Annotated in this window: 15 protein-coding genes and 1 pseudogene; 8 read left to right on the top strand and 8 right to left on the bottom strand. The window is 70.5% G+C overall.

Annotated elements, in window-relative coordinates:
• Window positions 1-786, top strand: coding sequence for a 3-oxoacyl-ACP reductase (locus tag IE107_RS01690; protein ID WP_189540173.1), 786 nt, complete (start codon window positions 1-3; stop codon window positions 784-786).
• Window positions 787-924: 138 nt separating this feature from the next.
• On the opposite strand, the gene IE107_RS01685 is transcribed toward IE107_RS01690, so the two are convergent.
• Both IE107_RS01685 and IE107_RS01680 read right to left on the bottom strand, forming a co-directional pair.
• Window positions 925-1,833, bottom strand: coding sequence for an alpha/beta fold hydrolase (locus tag IE107_RS01685; RefSeq protein WP_189540171.1), 909 nt, complete (start codon window positions 1,831-1,833; stop codon window positions 925-927).
• Window positions 1,826-2,422: a TetR/AcrR family transcriptional regulator gene (locus IE107_RS01680; RefSeq protein ID WP_189540169.1), complete on the bottom strand. Its 597-nt coding sequence runs from the start codon at window positions 2,420-2,422 to the stop codon at window positions 1,826-1,828. Before IE107_RS01680 ends, IE107_RS01685 begins: the two co-directional genes overlap by 8 nt.
• Window positions 2,423-2,613: 191 nt before the next feature.
• On the opposite strand from IE107_RS01680, the gene gnd reads away from it, so the two are divergent.
• From gnd to IE107_RS01660, 4 genes are all read left to right on the top strand, one after another.
• The gene (gene gnd / locus IE107_RS01675) at window positions 2,614-4,056 is read left to right on the top strand and encodes an NADP-dependent phosphogluconate dehydrogenase (RefSeq protein ID WP_189540168.1); all 1,443 of its coding nucleotides are present in this window, start codon (window positions 2,614-2,616) and stop codon (window positions 4,054-4,056) included.
• 152 nt (window positions 4,057-4,208) lie between these two features.
• Window positions 4,209-5,270, top strand: a complete 1,062-nt coding sequence (locus tag IE107_RS01670) for a Dyp-type peroxidase (RefSeq protein ID WP_189540166.1) — start codon at window positions 4,209-4,211, stop codon at window positions 5,268-5,270.
• The gene (locus tag IE107_RS01665) at window positions 5,270-6,067 is read left to right on the top strand and encodes a family 1 encapsulin nanocompartment shell protein (RefSeq protein WP_189540164.1); all 798 of its coding nucleotides are present in this window, start codon (window positions 5,270-5,272) and stop codon (window positions 6,065-6,067) included. Before IE107_RS01670 ends, IE107_RS01665 begins: the two co-directional genes overlap by 1 nt.
• A gap of 455 nt (window positions 6,068-6,522) precedes the next feature.
• Window positions 6,523-7,899, top strand: a complete 1,377-nt coding sequence (locus tag IE107_RS01660; protein WP_189540162.1) for a helix-turn-helix domain-containing protein — start codon at window positions 6,523-6,525, stop codon at window positions 7,897-7,899.
• A 452-nt stretch (window positions 7,900-8,351) separates the two neighbouring features.
• Here the strand turns inward: IE107_RS01660 and IE107_RS01655 are convergent, their stop codons facing one another.
• From IE107_RS01655 to panD, 3 genes and pseudogenes are all read right to left on the bottom strand, one after another.
• Window positions 8,352-8,978, bottom strand: a complete 627-nt coding sequence (locus IE107_RS01655; RefSeq protein ID WP_189540160.1) for an arylsulfatase — start codon at window positions 8,976-8,978, stop codon at window positions 8,352-8,354.
• 33 nt (window positions 8,979-9,011) lie between these two features.
• Window positions 9,012-9,165: pseudogene (locus IE107_RS35875) on the bottom strand (GNAT family N-acetyltransferase); the annotation flags it as partial.
• Between the two features lie 27 nt (window positions 9,166-9,192).
• Window positions 9,193-9,618, bottom strand: a complete 426-nt coding sequence (gene panD, locus IE107_RS01650; protein WP_189540580.1) for an aspartate 1-decarboxylase — start codon at window positions 9,616-9,618, stop codon at window positions 9,193-9,195.
• A 410-nt stretch (window positions 9,619-10,028) separates the two neighbouring features.
• On the opposite strand from panD, the gene IE107_RS01645 reads away from it, so the two are divergent.
• Window positions 10,029-10,721, top strand: a complete 693-nt coding sequence (locus IE107_RS01645) for an SDR family oxidoreductase (RefSeq protein ID WP_189540159.1) — start codon at window positions 10,029-10,031, stop codon at window positions 10,719-10,721.
• Between the two features lie 416 nt (window positions 10,722-11,137).
• Here the strand turns inward: IE107_RS01645 and IE107_RS01640 are convergent, their stop codons facing one another.
• Entirely contained in the window at window positions 11,138-11,413 is a 276-nt protein-coding gene (locus IE107_RS01640) for a hypothetical protein (RefSeq protein WP_189540157.1), read from the bottom strand.
• 351 nt (window positions 11,414-11,764) lie between these two features.
• On the opposite strand from IE107_RS01640, the gene IE107_RS01635 reads away from it, so the two are divergent.
• Both IE107_RS01635 and IE107_RS01630 read left to right on the top strand, forming a co-directional pair.
• Window positions 11,765-12,493 carry an SDR family oxidoreductase gene (locus IE107_RS01635; RefSeq protein WP_189540155.1) on the top strand — a complete coding sequence of 243 codons (729 nt, stop codon included), beginning with the start codon at window positions 11,765-11,767 and terminating at the stop codon, window positions 12,491-12,493.
• Window positions 12,494-13,057: 564 nt separating this feature from the next.
• Window positions 13,058-13,516, top strand: a complete 459-nt coding sequence (locus tag IE107_RS01630) for a CBS domain-containing protein (RefSeq protein WP_189540153.1) — start codon at window positions 13,058-13,060, stop codon at window positions 13,514-13,516.
• Between the two features lie 338 nt (window positions 13,517-13,854).
• Here the strand turns inward: IE107_RS01630 and IE107_RS01625 are convergent, their stop codons facing one another.
• Window positions 13,855-14,883 (bottom strand): alpha/beta hydrolase, encoded by a 1,029-nt coding sequence (locus IE107_RS01625; RefSeq protein WP_189540151.1) that lies wholly within the window; start codon window positions 14,881-14,883, stop codon window positions 13,855-13,857.
• Window positions 14,884-14,938: 55 nt separating this feature from the next.
• Window positions 14,939-16,555 (bottom strand): phosphodiester glycosidase family protein, encoded by a 1,617-nt coding sequence (locus IE107_RS01620; protein WP_189540149.1) that lies wholly within the window; start codon window positions 16,553-16,555, stop codon window positions 14,939-14,941.
• Between the last annotated feature and the right edge of the window lie 22 nt (window positions 16,556-16,577).

Genomic DNA, 16,577 nt, shown 5'->3' with positions numbered 1-16,577 from the left:
ATGACCGACACCACCGCAGTCTGCCGCCGCCTGGTCGGCCGCACCGCCGTAGTCACCGGAGCCGGAAGCGGCATCGGACTGGCCACCGTCCGGCGCCTGGCCGCCGAGGGCGCGCACGTCGTCTGCGCCGATGTGGACGAGGCGAGCGGCAAGGCCGCCGCCGAGGAGGCCGACGGCCTCTTCGTACGTACCGACGTCACGGACGCCGAGCAGGTGGAGGCCCTGTTCAAGGCCGCGTTCGACACCTACGGCTCGGTCGACATCGCCTTCAACAACGCGGGGATCTCGCCGCCCGAGGACGACTCCATCCTGGAGACCGGCCTCGACGCCTGGCGCCGGGTGCAGGAGGTCAACCTCACCTCTGTCTATCTGTGCTGCAAGGCCGCCATCCCCTACATGCGCCGTCAGGGCAAGGGCTCCATCATCAACACGGCCTCGTTCGTTGCCCGGATGGGAGCCGCCACCTCGCAGATCTCCTACACGGCGTCCAAGGGCGGCGTACTGGCCATGTCGCGCGAACTGGGCGTGCAGTTCGCGCGGGAGGGCATCCGGGTCAACGCACTGTGCCCCGGCCCGGTCAACACCCCGCTGCTCCAGGAGCTGTTCGCCAAGGACCCGGAGCGGGCGGCGCGCCGGCTGGTGCACATCCCGGCCGGCCGGTTCGCCGAGCCCACCGAGGTGGCCGCCGCCGTGGCCTTCCTGGCCAGCGACGACTCCTCCTTCGTCAACGCCACCGACTTCCTGGTCGACGGCGGGCTCACCGGCGCCTACGTCACACCGCTGTAGACAGTGGGCGGACGTGGGACGGGACGCCCGGCCGTCCCGTCCCACGTGCGCGGCAACCGCGGGCTGCCGGAATCCGGGCGCCTGCACACCTCACTGCAGCTGCCGCCGTGCCACCGGGAGTGTTCGCGGGGGCGAGAGTCATCGGCCGCTGTCCAGCGGTCGCCCGTGTGCCCCCTGGAGCGTCCGGTCGAGCAGTACCGCCCGCAGCCGCTCGGCGAACGCTTCGGGGTCCTCGACGCAACCGGTGTGCCCACCGGGGAACTCCACGAGCCTGCCGCCCGTCTCGTCCGCGAGCCGGGCACCGGGAAGCGCCGTGAGCAGGGTGCGGGAGTCCCGCCCGACTCCGATGACCAGCTGCCCTGCAGCACGGCGCAGCGCCGCCAGGTCCGGTACCCAGCCGCTGAACGAGCACAGCACATGCTCCAGGAACACCGGCAGGTTGTCCCGCATCCGCTGGAACGCCTCGGCCTCCCGCACGGTCGGCTCGGGCGCGGCCCTTCGCTCGCCCCCGGCCGGCGGCTCCGCCTCCGGGTCCGTCAGGCCCTCGGTCATGGTGGTCATCGCCGCGGCCACCCCGCCCTCGCGGAAGGACTCGCGCACCGCGGCGAAGAGCTTCCGCCCCCGTTCCGGATCGGGCATCAATTCCACCAACGGCGGTTCGTGCGCCACCACTTGGTGTAGCCGTTCCGGATGGCGGGCGAGCAGGTCCAGGGCGACGACCGCGCTCGAACTGGAGCCGAAGACGGTCACCGGTCCGCCGTCCGGCGACAGCAGCCCGATCAGCCGGCGGATGTCCTCGCTCTGCACCGCCACCTGCTGGCCCTCGGGCGCACCGTCGAGCAGGCTGCGCGAGTAGCCTCGCGGGTCGAAGGCTGCCACGGTCCAGCGGTCGGCCAGCTGCTCCGCCATCCGGTCGTAGAGCCCCGCGTCGCCGCTCCCGCCGGGCATCATCAGCAGCAGCGGGCCTTCGCCGCGCACCTCGTAGTACAGCGTCGCCCCGGGCACCTTCAGATGTCCGGTGCGCTCCGGCACCGTACGGTCAGCCATGATCGGTCTCCCCCTCGTCCGTCGCGGACGGCCAGTGCTCCAGCAGGAAGTGCAGCGCCTCGACGGACCGCTCCCAGGACCTCTGCACATCGCGCGGCGCACCGAAGCCGCCGCTCGCCTCCAGGGCGCAGTAGCCGTGGAAGGTGCTGCGCAACAGTCGTACCGCGTCCGTGAGATCGGGCTCGGCCAGGCCGTAGGCCCGCAGCATCGCGCCCGTGGTCTCGATGGTGCGGTGGTACGCGGACGACTGGGCCACGACGGCGGGGTCGACCCGCATCTGCGTCGCCTCGTACCGTCCGGGCCGCTCCAGGGCGAAGGCCCGGTAGGCGTCGGCGAACGCGACCAGGGCGTCCTTCCCGGCCCGGCCCGCCACTGCGGCGGAGATCCGGTCGATGAACTCCCCGGCGGCCAGCAGCGCGACCCTGGTCCGCAGATCGTGCAGATTCCTGACGTGCGAATACAGGCTGGCGTCCTTGACCCCGAAGCCACGGGCCAGCGCGGAGATCGTGACCTTGTCGAAGCCGGTGGAGTCTGCCAGATCGGCTGCCGCCTCCACCACGCGTTCGGCCGTGAGACCCGCGCGCACCATCCGCCACCTCCATCGAAAAACTTACCTAGACCCCCTAGGCAGGCGCCTAATATACACAGGAGAACCCGTCCGGGCGATGCCGAAGAGACCGTTCCCGCGCCCGTATCCATACTGGAGATCCCGGAATTGCTGTGGATCCCGGCGCTCCGGGACAGCCGGGCATCCCCCGAGACAGATTGCAGAGCACACACATGAGCGGCACTGCACAGATCGGCGTCACAGGGCTCGCGGTCATGGGCCGCAACCTCGCGCGCAACTTCGCCCGCAACGGATTCACGGTAGCGGTGCACAACCGGACGACCGCCAGGACCGACGCCCTGGTGGAGGAGTTCGGCGACGAGGGCACCTTCGTCGCCGCGCACACGCCCGAGGAATTCGTCGCGGCGCTGGAACGTCCGCGCAGGCTCGTCATCATGGTGAAGGCGGGCGGACCCACCGATGCCGTGATCCAGGAGTTCGCCCCGCTCCTCGAAGCGGGCGACGTCGTCATCGACGGCGGCAACGCGCACTTCGAGGACACCCGCCGACGGGAGAGGGAACTGCGCGAGCGGGGGATCCACTTCGTCGGCGTCGGCATCTCGGGCGGCGAGGAGGGCGCGCTGAACGGGCCGAGCATCATGCCGGGCGGTTCGGCCGAGTCGTACGAGTCGCTGGGGCCGCTGCTGGAGAAGATCGCCGCCAAGGCGAAGGACGGCACCCCGTGCACCACCCATATCGGCCCCGACGGGGCCGGCCACTTCGTCAAGATGGTCCACAACGGCATCGAGTACGCGGACATGCAGCTCATCGCCGAGGCGTACGACCTCCTGCGCGCCGTGGCGGGCTATTCCCCCGCGAAGATCGCCGAGACCTTCCGCAGCTGGAACACCGGCCGCCTCGACTCGTACCTGATCGAGATCACGGCGGAGGTCCTCGCCCACACGGACGGGGCCACCGGGAAGCCCTTCGTCGACATCGTGCAGGACCGCGCCGAGCAGAAGGGTACGGGCCGCTGGACGGTGCAGATCGCCCTCGATCTGGGGGTGCCCGTATCAGGCATCGCGGAGGCCGTCTTCGCCCGTTCGCTGTCCGGGCACGCGGATCTGCGCGAGGCGGCCCGGGGCCTGCCCGGCCCGTCGGCGTCCCCGCTCGGCGAGGAGGCGGCCGCGGCCTTCGCCGACCGGGTGGAGCAGGCCCTGTACGCGTCCAAGATCGTCTCGTACACGCAGGGCTTCCATCAGATCCGGGCGGGCAGCGAGGCATACGACTGGAAGATCGGCCTCGGTGCGGTGGCGGCGATCTGGCGGGCCGGCTGCATCATCCGGGCCGCGTTCCTGGACCGTATCCGGGCCGCGTACGACGCCCGCCCCGAGCTGCCGAGCCTGCTGTCCGACCAGAGGTTCGCCGAGGAGATCGGCGCGGCCCAGGACGACTGGCGCGCGGTGGTCGCCGAAGCGGTGCGCCAGGGGGTGCCCACACCGGGATTCGCCGCCGCGCTGACGTACTACGACGGCCTGCGCGCCGACCGGCTGCCCGCGGCGCTCACCCAGGGCCAACGCGACTTCTTCGGCGCGCACACCTACCGCCGCACCGACCGCGAGGGCTCCTTCCACACCCTCTGGGGCGGCGACCGGTCCGAGGTCGCCGCGGGCTGATGCGGAGAGGGCGGTGCGGACCGCCGGACTCGCCCGTCCGGGTGCCCCGGGGTGCGGGGGTTCCCTGCCTGTGCGTAAGTAGCAGCGAGCCCCCTTCGTCCACCCACCGCACGACCCCATTGCCGTCCGTTGCCGCCCCAGGGAGCCCCCGTATGCCCGACACCGCCCCGGAGCCGGTCGCGGTCCAGCCGGTCGTCGCACCGCTGACCAGCGCCGCACTGATCCTGGTCGCCACGATCGAGCCCGGTGGCGAACCCGCCGTGCGCGAGGTGCTGCCGGATCTCGCGGCTTTCGCCCGCTCCATCGGCTTCCGGTTCCCCGAGTCCGGCCCCGTCTGTGTGACCGGCTTCGGTTCCGGGGCCTGGGACCGGCTGTTCGCCGGGCCGCGACCGGCACAGCTGCACCCCTTCCCGGAATTGCACGGCGCCCGGCACCACGCACCCGCCACCCCGGGGGATCTGCTGTTCCACATCCGGGCCGAGCGGATGGATGTGTGTTTCGCATGGGCGACCCGACTGCTCGACCGGCTCGGCGGGGCGGTGAAGTTCGTCGACGAGACGCAGGGGTTCCGCTACTTCGACCACCGGGATCTGCTCGGCTTCGTCGACGGCACGGAGAACCCGGTGGGAGCGGACGCGCGGTCGGCGGCCCTGGTCGGCGCCGAGGATCCCCCGTTCGCGGGCGGCAGCTACGTCATCGTGCAGAAGTACCTGCACGACCTCGCGTCCTGGACCGCACTGAGCACCGAGGAGCAGGAGCGGGTCATCGGCCGCACGAAGCTGGACGACATCGAGTTCGCCGACGACATCAAACCGGCCGACTCGCACATCGCCCTCACCACGATCACCGACCCGGACGGCACGGCGCGCGACATCCTGCGCGCCAACATGCCGTTCGGCAGCTTCGAAGAGGGCGAGTTCGGCACCTACTTCATCGGTTACGCCGCCGATCCGCGGGTGACCGAGCAGATGCTCCGCAACATGTTCCTCGGCAGTCCGCCCGCCACGCACGACCGCATTCTCGACTTCTCCACCGCGGTCACCGGCACGACGTTCTACGCACCCAGCGCCGACTTCCTCCACGCCCCGCCACCCGCCCCCTCGTCGGCCGGGACCGACGCCCTGCCGGAGCCCGTGTCGGCGCCGGCGACGGCCCCGGCCGGTCCGGCCGACGGTTCGCTGCACATCGGCAGCCTGCAAGAAAGCACCCAGTGATGAACAATCTCCACCGCGAACTCGCCCCTGTCACGGAAGCCGCCTGGGACCAGATCGAAGAAGAGGCCCGGCGCACCTTCAGCCGCCATGTGGCGGGCCGCCGCGTCGTCGACGTCACCGGCCCGGAGGGCCCCGAACTGGCCGCGATCGGCGACGGCCATCTGCGCGACATCGATCCGCCCACTCCGGACGTCTTCGCCCGCGCCCGCACATCGGTGCCGGTCATCGAGTGGCGGGCGCCGTTCACCGTGACCCGGTCGGCCGTGGACGATGTCGAGCGCGGCTCGGACGACAGCGACTGGCAGCCCGTCAAGGACGCCGCCCGTACCTGTGCGTTCGCGGAGGACATGTCGATCATCGACGGTTATGCCTCGGCCGGGATCACCGGGCTCCGGGACGGCTCCTCGCACTCGCCGCTGACGCTGCCCGCGGACGCCCGCGACTACCCGACCACGGTCAGCCAGGCACTGACCCAGCTGCGGCTGGCCGGTGTCGACGGCCCCTACCGGCTGTTGCTCGGAGCCGATGCCTTCACCGAGGCCACCGAGACCTCCGACCACGGGTACCCGGTGGCCACCCATCTGGCCCGGCTGCTCGACGACCAGATCCTGTGGGCGCCCGCCGTCAGGGGCGGTGTGCTGCTGTCCACCCGCGGCGGCGACTTCGAGCTGCGCCTGGGCCAGGACCTCTCCATCGGCTATCAGGACCACGACGCGACCAGCATCCGGCTCTACTTCCACCAGGCGTTCACCTTCCGGATGCTGACGCCCGAGGCCGTGGTCCCGATCATCGCCTGAGGCGCTTCCCGCGGTGCCCGCCCTGACGCTCCAGGTCAGGGTGTCGGTGGCCAGGGCGCGGACGGCGGGGACACGGATGACGTCCGTACGGTCGACGGCCTCGGCGGTCACCTCGTGGCCACGGCTACCGGTGCCGGTGGGGCGGCCGACGCCGGTGCGGTGACGACGGTCGCCGCCAGGAGGCCGGCGAGGGCGAGCCCCGCCGTGACTCCTGCCGCTCGGCGCGTGCGGGAGCGTACGAACGTGGACAACTCCTTGACATCCAGGCGGACTTCGCCGGTCGCCCGGGCACGACCATTGCGTAGGCAGTGAGTTGAGTTGGCTCAATGCGATGCTTGGCCTAGCGGCGTCCGCACCGTGAACAAGGCCCGGACGCCGCTTGGTCGAGGCTCACATCCAGGCATCTACGATGCATGGACCGCATTCGAAGCGGGCGAGGCAGAAGGGGCGGCGCGATGAGAGCGAAGCGCACAGCGGGACGGAACGCGGGGCCGGAGGAGGAACCCGGCGACCTCGGCCGCCGCGTCCAAAATCTGCGTAATGAACGCGGTCTGACGCAGCGCCAGCTCGCAGAACCCGCCTGTACCCCCGCGTACATCTCCACGCCGGAGGCGGGCCGGGTACGCCCACCGGAAGCGGCCGTACGCCATCTCGCGGAACGGCTCGGCGTGACGTACGAGGAACTGGCGACCGGGCGCCCCGCCCGTCTCGCGACCGCGCTTCGGCTGGAACTCGTCGAGGCACAGCGGACATTGGCCACCGGAGCCGCCGAGGACGCCGCTGCCGCCTACCTCCGGCTGCTCGCCGAGACCGACCGGGACGGGCTCGAAGAGGAACGCGCCACGGCCCTGCTCGGGCTCGGCCACTGCGCCCTGGAGACAGGCGATCTGCCTGCGGCCCGCGAGCACTTCGAGGCCGCGGAGGGACTGCTCGCCGACGCTCCCCTCCCCCGGCGTGCCCCGGCCGTCCGGGGCAGAGCCGTCGCCCACCTCCTGGCCGGCGAACTCCGGTATGCCTGCTACCTGCTGGAGAGCGCCATCGACGAACTCAACACCTCCGGCCTCCAGGACCCCGGCGCGCTCCTGCTGCTGTACACGGCCGCGATCGCCCCCTATATGGACATGGGCGCCCATGCCCGCGCCGCCCAGGCCGGCGAGCTGGCGCTGGCCCTCGCACCCCGGGTGTCCGATCCGGAACTGGTTGCCGGTCTCCACCGCAGCGTCGCCCGTACCCTCATAGCGGCGGGCCGCACCGCGGAGGCGGACGCCTCACTGGCCAAGGCCGCCGAGATCTACCAGCAGCTCCAGATCCGTACGGAGCTCGCGCACTGCCACTGGATGCGCGGCTACGTACGCGCCCAGGACGGCGACCTGTCCGGCGCCGAGAGCGAACTGTGCGCCGCCCGCGACATGCTGGCGTCCAAGCGGGCCTCCCTGTACACGGCTCAGGTCGAGGTGGAGCTGGCCGACGTACTGCGCCGCCGCGGCGAGACCACCCGGGCCCAGGAGCTGCTGCACAGACTCCTCGGCGAACTGCACCCGGACCGCGGCTCGGTCCACGCGGGCGGCGCACACCGGCTGCTCGGCCTGATCCACGAGGACCGGGGCGAACTGGAATCCGCCGAGGAGCACTACGTCACCGCACTGTCCCTGCTCGAACGGGCCGGTGCCGCCGGAGACCTCGCGGACATCTGCCGGCTGCTGGGCGATCTGTTGCGCCGCGTGGGCCGCACCGAGGCGGCGATGGACGCCTACCGAACCGGCCTCGGCCACCGGGCCTCCCCCGGCACCACCACACTGGGCCCGTCACCGGTCCGGCCACCCACCGCCTGATTCGGGCCGGCCGCATCGGCTCAGCGTCCGGCCCACCAGAACGTCCCACCGTCCGGCATGAGCGACGCGTCCCGGGACGGGCCGGCATTGACTCCCCCGGGCAACACGGACGGCGCGGACATCTAGGAGCGACCGGCCCGCCGGGGCGACGGCTGCGGTTCCGGGACCGGTTCAGGGCGCGGTGGGGGCGGCTGTGGGATCGGGTCCGGGGATGGACCCGGCGGGACGGGGCCGGGTGGCGGAGGTGGAGGTTCCGGCAGCGGCGACGGAGGGCCGGGCATCGGTCCGGGGGTGGGGGCCGGCGGAACCGGGTCGGGGTACGGATCCTTCATCGGGGGCCTCCGAACGGTTCGGGTGGATCTCCTTCCACCGTCTCCCGGAGCGGCTGCCCGCGCCTGGTGAGTCCGTGCGCCCAGGTTCCGGATGATCTGCCGGCGGGAGCCGTGCGGGGGTCAGCGCGAGGCGGCGGCCGCGGCCGCGAGACCCGATCGGGGGCTGGAGAGCACCGGGATGCGGGTGACCGTCCGGGTGACCGCGTCCGCCATGGACGCCTGCGCCAGCACGATCACGTCGCTGTCCGTCACCGCGTCGGCCGCGGCCGCGACGAGGTCCAGGTAGCCCTCCCGGTCACCGGCCTCGAATCGCGCCCAGGCACCGTCCACCACGACGGTACGTACGTCGATGCGCCGGTCCCCCGCCTCTTCGGCGAGCAGGGCGAGGGTCGGCGCCAGAGTGCCGGTGATCGCGGCGAGCACGGCCACGCGCCCCTGCGTCGCGGCGGCGGCCACCATCGGCCGGTCGACCCGCAGCACCGGGACACCGAGCCCCGCCGACTCCGACTCGGCAACGGCACCGATCGTCGAGCAGGTGCAGAGCACGGCGCGCGCACCGTCCGCGACGGCTCCCGCGAGCAGGTCCCGGATCTCGCCCGACACCGCTTCGGGGCCCGATTCCCCGGCCCTGGTGAGCAGGTCCTCGCGCACGAGATGACGCAGGGCGAGTCCAGGGTGGCCGGCGTCCCGGAGCGCGTCGAAAACGGGTATGTGGGCCGGGGAGGTGTGCAGCAGGGCGAGCGTCACCGGCCAAACGGTACAGCCCCCGGCCGACCCGGGTCAGTACAGCTCGGGGCGCGCCTTGGTCTGCACCTTCGCCCGTTCCACCAGCCCGACGGGGGCCTCGGGCGCCCGGTCGGGGTGGCGCGCCGCCCACTGCGCGGCAATACGGACAGAGCGGGACGACGGGGACGCCCTCGCGGCCCGCCATGGCGGGTGCTCCCTGTGTGGTCGAACCGGGTCAGCGCACCGCGGGCACGGCGTGCGGGCTCCGCTCGGTGGCGGCGCCGGGTACGGGCGCGGAGGCGTCGGATCCCAGCGCGACGATACGGTTTCCGGCGTCGACGTGCACGACGCGCGGGGTCAGCTCGCGCGCCTCGACGTCGTCGACCTGCGCGTAACTGATCAGGATGACCAGGTCACCGGGGCGGACGAGGTGGGCGGCGGCACCGTTGATGCCGATGACACCGGAGCCGCGCTCCCCCTCGATGACGTACGTCTCCAGACGGGCGCCGTTGTCGATGTCGACGATGTGCACCAGCTCTCCGGGCAGCAGGTCCGCTGCTTCCATCAGCTCTGCGTCGACGGTGACGGAACCGACGTAGTGCAGGTCGGCCTGGGTCACGGTGGCCCGGTGGATCTTGGACTTGAACATGGTGCGCATCATCGAGGTACTCCTGGACATAGGCTCCCTGCCTGCGTTTTTGCAGGTCAAGGGCGGATTCCTTACCCTACAGCGAGTCGCATGCACGGGCAGCATTCCCCAGGTTCTTCAGAACTCACGCTGACGAACTGCTGACTTTTCTGGCCCGTTGACACCGGCCGCGGGAACGGGATCAACCACGTCTGGCGCCTCGTGATCCCCGGGCCTGTCGGACGACGCCGAGTATCCGACCCGTGTGTGAGCGCCATGGACTGGCTCTGATCTCTGACCCTTCCTGAGCTGCAAAGAACCCGTTCACATGCACAACCACGGCATCCGGTGCAGGCTGGCAGAAAATGACGTGCTCCGCGCCCGGCTTGCATCGCCCGGGGGTGCCCACCAGGTACGGCAGGCACCGGCAGGAAGGATGCGCGATGGAGATCAAGGGATCGGTCGCTCCGGTGACAGGAGCCAATCGTGGCATCGGCCTCGCATTCGCTCGCGCGCTGATCGACCACGGAGCAGCCAAGGTCTACGCCGCCGTCCGCGATCCGGCCGACGTGAGCGATGAAGACCTGACTCCGATGCGTCTGGACGTCACCAGGCCGCAGGAGATTGCCGCGGCAGCAGCCGCCGCAAGGGACGTCACCATTGTTATCAACAACGCAGGCGTCGGAGGATTCAGCACCAAGCTGCTGACAGGCTCCCTCGACGACGCACGCCTGGCGATGGACGTCAACTTCTTCGGCACCTGGGCCGTCTCCCGCGCCTTCGCTCCCGTCCTTGCCCGCAATGGTGGCGACGCATTGGTGAACATGCTGTCGGCCGCCTCCTGGGCCTCGCGGCCGGACTACCCGGGATATGCCGCTTCCAAGGCCGCCCAGTGGTCATTGACGGGCGCCCTGCGAGACGGTCTGCGCGAACAGGGGACGCTCGTGATCGGCGTCCATGCCAGTTTCGTGGAGACGGAACTCAGCTCCTTTACGGACGCGCCGAAGATCGACGCGGCCGACGTCGCGGAGCAGACCATGGAAGCCCTGGCGAATGACCGGGTGGAGGTCCTCACCGACGAGCGGACCAGGCAGGTCAAACACGCCCTGCCGCAACCGCCGGGGAGCGATGGATGAGTCCGGAAGTCTCCGAGGCGCACAATCCGTGAGCCGGCCCTGCTCGGACAGACCCTCAACGACACGGTGCAGCTTCGTAGTTCTTCCAGGAATTGCCCAGGCCGATCGACCACATGATGGTCACGGCCGGACCTCGACCTACGGGCGCCTCCTGGACATGGATCGTGATCAGGCGCGCGGGGCGATCAGCGAGCACATGGTGCTGCGACCCACGACATCGACGGGGGCCAGCAGTTCGTCGGCTGGCAGCACAAAGGAAGGGACAGCGGCCTCCTGGCCGTGCCGTCGGCCGTCGTCCGGGCGCTGTGGCGCCCTTCCCGACCTTGCCCCCGGGGACCTTGGGATCGATGCCGGTGGACCTGCAAGGTTGTCGCCTCCCGGTGGATCTCCCGGCTGGCTGGTGCGCTTTCAGCGAGTCACAGACCGAACATCAGCCACGCCTGGTGGCTGACCCGGTCCGGGTACAGCTGGGCCATGGCCTCGAACAGCTCACGGTCGCTGGATGCAGATTCCTTGCACCGGCCGAAGTCGGTGAAATAGCGCTTCGTCGCCTCGATCGCCGCCGGTGTGTCCGGGGCACCTGGCTGCTTGTGGCCGGCGACGGCGCCCCGGCCGGGGTGGTCAGCGCACCCTCGGGGGCGCGTTTGGTCGCGCAGGGGCTGTATTCCGCCGACAGCCTGGGAGTCGGACATGGAGTACCGGCCGAGCATGGTTGTGGCAGCGGACGGACGAGCAGGGGCGGGCCGTGTCCTCGTCGCGGGCCTCAAAGCCGTCGGTGCGTTTCCTTGACGAGTGAGGCATCAGCGGGAACCGGAGCCGTTTCGAGATCCGCTCAGCCGCTTGTGGGCTCGTGGTCGAGGCGCGGTTCAGAGGGGGTCACCGCAGGCGACGCCCGCACGTGCCGGGCGCCGCCCGACGAGAGGGGCACGTTCATCGGCGGCCTCTGACGCCGCCCCTCAGGCGATCAAGAGGCCGTTTCTTGCCCCGCCCACGTAACCAAACATATGTCATATTCCGCATACAACCTCCACGAAAGGTACGTCATGCAGATCGCAGTCATCGGCGGTACTGGACTGATCGGGTCGCAGGTCGTCAAGAACCTGATCGCCGCCGGGCACGAGGCGGTACCTCACTCGCAGTCCACCGGAGTCGACGTCATCACCGGCCAGGGGCTGGACGAGGCGGTGGCGGGAGCCGACGTCGTCGTCAATCTGACGAACTCCCCGACCTTCGACGAAGCCTCCCCGGCCTTCTTCCAGACCTCGATGGACAACCTTCTGGCGGCGGCCCGCAAGGGCGGCGTCGGCCACTTCGTCATCCTCTCGATCGTCGGCACGGACCAGGTACCCGAGCTGGACTACTACCGCGCCAAGGCGCTTCAGGAGACGCTCCTCGCCGCCGGGACGATCCCCTACTCGATCGTCCGGGCGACACAATTCATGGAGTTCATGGACGCCGTCCTGTCCTGGACCGCCGACGACAGCACCGTCCGGCTGCCCGCCACGCCGATCCAGCCGATCGCCTCCAAGGACGTGGCCGCCGCGGTGGCGGAGGTCGCCGCGGGCGCCCCGCTGAACGGCATCCGCAACATCGCGGGCCCCGAGATCTTCACCCTGGACGAGCTGGGCCGGATCACCCTGTCCCACAAGGGCGACAACCGCACCGTCGTCACCGACCCCACCGCCGGCATGTTCGCCGCCGTCAAGGGCGACGTCCTCACCGACAAGAACGCCCACCTCGCCGCCACCCGCTACGCCGACTGGCTCTCCTGACTTCACCGCCTCCTGCGTATTCCGTCTCAGCCCGGCAGTTGTCCATACCAGGATCCGGCCGCGGTCCTCCGATCCCCGGTCAGGCGCAGCGGGCTCGCGTGCACCCATTCAGCCGCGCCCGCATGAACGGGCCATGGCTCTCGTGGTCGGGGGCTTGTCGCACTTCGCGGTCCCGGAATGCCAATGGGCAGGGGAATGGAGTGGATGAGAGGAAGGTTTCCCAACCGGAGCGTGTACGGACGAGGACGCCGGGTCGGCTTGGAACATTCACAGTCCTTGCAGAAGGACCCCGTACCGCGAGCGAGCTGTCGAGCCACGAAGCAGACCTTCTGAGCGGGAGCCAGGCCGCTGCGCTCAGGTCCCGCAGCGGCGGTCACCGGGTCAGCAAGCCGGGACGCCTCCGCGCACGATCCTTTCCGGTGTCCGCCTCGGCCGCTCGGGGCCAAAGCGGTCGGTGCGACGCTCGGGATCCCTGTATCGCTGACGCTTCCGAGGAGCGGTGTTGAGCCATTCGTGTTGTGATCGATGACGGAGGAGGAACGCCTGTCGGAACGGGAGGAAATCATGGCTGAGAAACTGCGAGCACGAGACATCATGTCCGGCGGCGTGCAGTGCATCGGTGCGCACCAGTCGCTTCTCGACGTGGCGAAGATGATGCGCGATCTGGACGTCGGTTGCCTGCCCATCTGCGGCGACAACAACAAGCTCACAGGCTTGATCACCGACCGTGACATCGTCGTGAAATGCTGCGCCGAGGGAATCGACCCGGCAACCGTGCAGGCCGGATCACTCAAGGCCAAGGTGCACTGGATCGATGCCGAAGCGGACGCCGGCGATGTCCTGACGACCATGGAGGAACACCAGATCAAGCGACTGCCGGTGATCGACGTCCAGGGCGGCCACCGTCTGGTCGGCATGATCACGGAGGCAAATCTTGCGAAGAATCTGAGCGACGAACAGATCGCCGAGTTCGCGAGCCGCGTATACGCGACTGCCGGCACGTCCGGCCGGTCCACGGGCTGAGATCTCGCCGAACCCCACAGAAGCCGGGCCGGGTTGGGCCACGACGCCGAACTGGTGGTACGGGTGCTGAAGATGGCGGATGCCGACGGAGTAGCAGCGGCGGCAGTGTCCCCCGGGTACGCAGATCTCGCCCAAGATCTCCGCAAGGAATCGGCTCCCGATCACCAACTGCCGGAACGGGTCCGCCTGACGCGGCCCGCGTCGACGACGCAACAGCCAGGCAGGGTTCACGTGTTGCCGGGACTCTTACACGCGTTGCCAGGACTCTTCCGCGTTGCCAGGACTTCGGAGGCACTTGAGCAGTGCTGTCGACCGTCGGCGGAGGGGGCCGCCGGCCCTCAGCCGTCGGCCCTCAAGGCCTGGAGCAGCATCGGTAGCGAGGAGTGCAACTCACGCTGCCAGTACGGCCAGCCGTGAGTCCCCGGTCCGTAGAAGTTGGTGATTACGCGCTTCGCGCCCTTGCGTTCGAGTTCGCTCGCAAGGGCCTGGTTCTGCCTGTTGAAGTCCGCCTCGAGCGCACTCGTGCTGCCCGGCGGGTCCAGGGGACCGGTGGTACCGTCACCGCACGACAGGTAGACGGGGATCGGTGTGAGGCGCTTGGCCAGGTGGAACGGGTCGTGGGCCGCCCAGACGTCACGTTGCGCGACCGGGTCGCCCCAGACCCTCAGCGGGTCGTTGCCCTGACCGGCGAAGAATCCCATGATGCGGTTCGTCGACTCGTCGTTGAGCAGCGGGTGCACGGAACCGGAGTACGCCGCGACCGCATCGAACATTCCGGGATGCCGGGCGGCATACAGCAGGGCGCCCTGACCGCCCATCGAAAGTCCCGCCACGACCCGGTTCGTGCTCGCCCCCCAGCCGTGCTCGAGGAGCAGGCGCAGTTCCTTGGTGTGGAAGGTCTCCCACGCCGGGTCACCGCCCCGGCCGTAGTTCCACCAGTCGCTGTACCAGCCGTTCCAGCCGGCCTCCGGCATGACCACGAGGACATCGCGCAGGCTGTCGGTCCGCGCGACGTCGGTCCGGGCGGTCCACGACGTGTAGTCCCCGCAGCAGCCGTGCAGCAGCCAGAGCGTCGGCCAGTGCCGACTCCGGTCGCCCGGGTCCCAGCCATCGGGCGTGAGCAGACGTACGTTCACCGTCCGGCCGCCGAGGGCCGGTGAGCGGACCGACAAGTCGACCTGCCGGTCGGCGACCTGGGCGACCGCGACGACCTCGGCACCCCGGGCCGGGGCCCCTGACCCGCCCGTCTCCCGGGCAGGTGACGCTGTCGAGGCGGTGGCGAGAGCCGACGGCGTCGATGCGAGGGCGAACAGCAGCACGGCAAGGACGAGCAGGAAGCGGGGTCGGCGGATCGGGACAGCGGTCATGACGGCTCCCGGCGGTCGGTGGTCACTGGCTCTGGTGTTCTCGGAACGGGCCGGGTCAGCCCTGGTCCGGCAGGATCAGCAATGCATCCCCGACAGGGCGTTCACCGGCCGTGTCGGACGGGTTGTTGATCACTTCTCCGCCGACCACCATGGTGGTCGACCCGCCGCCGTCGAGATTGACCGCGTCGCGCAGGCCCAGTGCCCTGGCGACGGCGGCGCTCTCGGGGATGCTCAGCCCCAGCGCGTCCGTGCTGCGTCCGTCGGCGGTGACGAACACGGTCCTGCCGGCGGTGTCCACCCCGGCCAGCGTGCGTGGGTTGCGCTTGTGCACCCAGCCGTAGTAAAAGCTCGGGTTGCCGGGCTGCACCATTCCGTCGGTGGCAGGTGTAATGTGCAGCCGCCCGTCGCGGACCAGTTCGGGGCCGCCATTGACGATGCTGGTCGCCGGTGACGGGGAGACCTCGTGACCGCTGCCGTCCCGCAAGGTCCCCTCGACGCGCAGGCGTCGGCCGACCTGCGCCAGAGTGGCCAGCTCGGCGACGCGTGTGCCGGTCGCCTGCACGGAGCTGCCACCGACCGGCAGCGATACGCCGCGCGGTGAACGGAGTTCGAGAACCCGCCCGCGCACGTCCAGTACGGCCTCCAGGCCGTCGCCCTGTGGCGTCCGCCGTCCGTAGTCCGGCGTGAACGCCACGAGTTCGTCCTGGTCGGTGCAGGTCACGTCGTGCAGGGGCAGCCGGGTCGGAGTGTCGTCGGTGGTACCGCCGCAGTTCCTGATCAAGCCCGGTACGCGGTCGACGCCGTCCAGGGATTGCGACGCGTCCCGGCCGACGACCCGTCCCTTCCAGGTGAGCCGGGCAACCCCGTTGTGCCGACCGGAGTCGCGCGTCACCAGGCCGGGGCGCCCGTTCACCGGCTCGCTCAGCAGCCGGCCTCCGTAGACGCCGACGCCGGCCGGATCGCCCGGTGCTCCGGCGCTCGGGTCGAGGACGAAGAACCCGCCGTTGACCGCCGCGGTCGCGCCGGCGGCGGCTGCCAGCTCGCTGGTCTTCTCGCGGTTCTCCAGATCGGACCCGTACGACGCCTTGAGCTCGCCGCGGAACCGGTCCGGGTCGATGGTGAGCACGTCGATCCGCCACGGACCACGGTCCGCCGGGTTCCCGTCCCAGCCGGTGTACACGACGGACCCTGCGTACCCGGACCCTCTCAGCCGGGTGCGCTCCGCCGTCCCGGTGGACTGCGAGTCGAACTGCCCGACCCGGACCCGCCATCCGAGCGTTCCACCGGCGTGGTCGGCGACCGCCTGGGTCGTGACCTCCTCGACCCGGGCGTCGAAGCCGTCCTCCTGCAGGTCGGCAGCCAGCTCGTCGGCGCTCGCCCGGTCCTTCAGCGCCGTCGGCGGCGCGTCGGGGTCCGGAGAGGTGGCGCCGCCGGGTATGGAGACCTCGACCGTCCACGCGAGCGCCGGGGCGTCGGCGCCGCGCACGATCCGGGTGAGGGTGACACCGGGCTGCAACGTCCGCGTGCTGCGGGTCTCGGTCAAGCCGACGGCGCCCAGCGGCAGGGAACGCGTCGGGCCCGGCCGCGGCTCGGAGGAGGCGGGCGCCGGCAAAGCGCCCACCACGGCGAAGAGGGCCAAGACCGTACACGCACCGAGCAACTTGCTGTTCACGTACCCCCCTTGGAAAGAACGG

The sequence above is a fragment of the Streptomyces gelaticus genome (genome assembly GCF_014649535.1).
GTDB lineage: Bacteria > Actinomycetota > Actinomycetes > Streptomycetales > Streptomycetaceae > Streptomyces > Streptomyces gelaticus.
This window is presented reverse-complemented; position numbering and strand designations above follow the sequence as displayed.

What these genes read in the sequence shown, in the direction of transcription:
- IE107_RS01690 (WP_189540173.1), top strand. Translation starts at nt 1, where the DNA reads ATGACCGACACCACCGCAGTCTGCCGCCGCCTGGTCGGCCGCACCGCC.
- IE107_RS01685 (WP_189540171.1), bottom strand. Translation starts at nt 1,833, where the DNA reads ATGGCTGACCGTACGGTGCCGGAGCGCACCGGACATCTGAAGGTGCCC.
- IE107_RS01680 (WP_189540169.1), bottom strand. Translation starts at nt 2,422, where the DNA reads ATGGTGCGCGCGGGTCTCACGGCCGAACGCGTGGTGGAGGCGGCAGCC.
- gnd (WP_189540168.1), top strand. Translation starts at nt 2,614, where the DNA reads ATGAGCGGCACTGCACAGATCGGCGTCACAGGGCTCGCGGTCATGGGC.
- IE107_RS01670 (WP_189540166.1), top strand. Translation starts at nt 4,209, where the DNA reads ATGCCCGACACCGCCCCGGAGCCGGTCGCGGTCCAGCCGGTCGTCGCA.
- IE107_RS01665 (WP_189540164.1), top strand. Translation starts at nt 5,270, where the DNA reads ATGAACAATCTCCACCGCGAACTCGCCCCTGTCACGGAAGCCGCCTGG.
- IE107_RS01660 (WP_189540162.1), top strand. Translation starts at nt 6,523, where the DNA reads ATGAGAGCGAAGCGCACAGCGGGACGGAACGCGGGGCCGGAGGAGGAA.
- panD (WP_189540580.1), bottom strand. Translation starts at nt 9,618, where the DNA reads ATGATGCGCACCATGTTCAAGTCCAAGATCCACCGGGCCACCGTGACC.
- IE107_RS01645 (WP_189540159.1), top strand. Translation starts at nt 10,029, where the DNA reads ATGGAGATCAAGGGATCGGTCGCTCCGGTGACAGGAGCCAATCGTGGC.
- IE107_RS01640 (WP_189540157.1), bottom strand. Translation starts at nt 11,413, where the DNA reads ATGTCCGACTCCCAGGCTGTCGGCGGAATACAGCCCCTGCGCGACCAA.
- IE107_RS01635 (WP_189540155.1), top strand. Translation starts at nt 11,765, where the DNA reads ATGCAGATCGCAGTCATCGGCGGTACTGGACTGATCGGGTCGCAGGTC.
- IE107_RS01630 (WP_189540153.1), top strand. Translation starts at nt 13,058, where the DNA reads ATGGCTGAGAAACTGCGAGCACGAGACATCATGTCCGGCGGCGTGCAG.
- IE107_RS01625 (WP_189540151.1), bottom strand. Translation starts at nt 14,883, where the DNA reads ATGACCGCTGTCCCGATCCGCCGACCCCGCTTCCTGCTCGTCCTTGCC.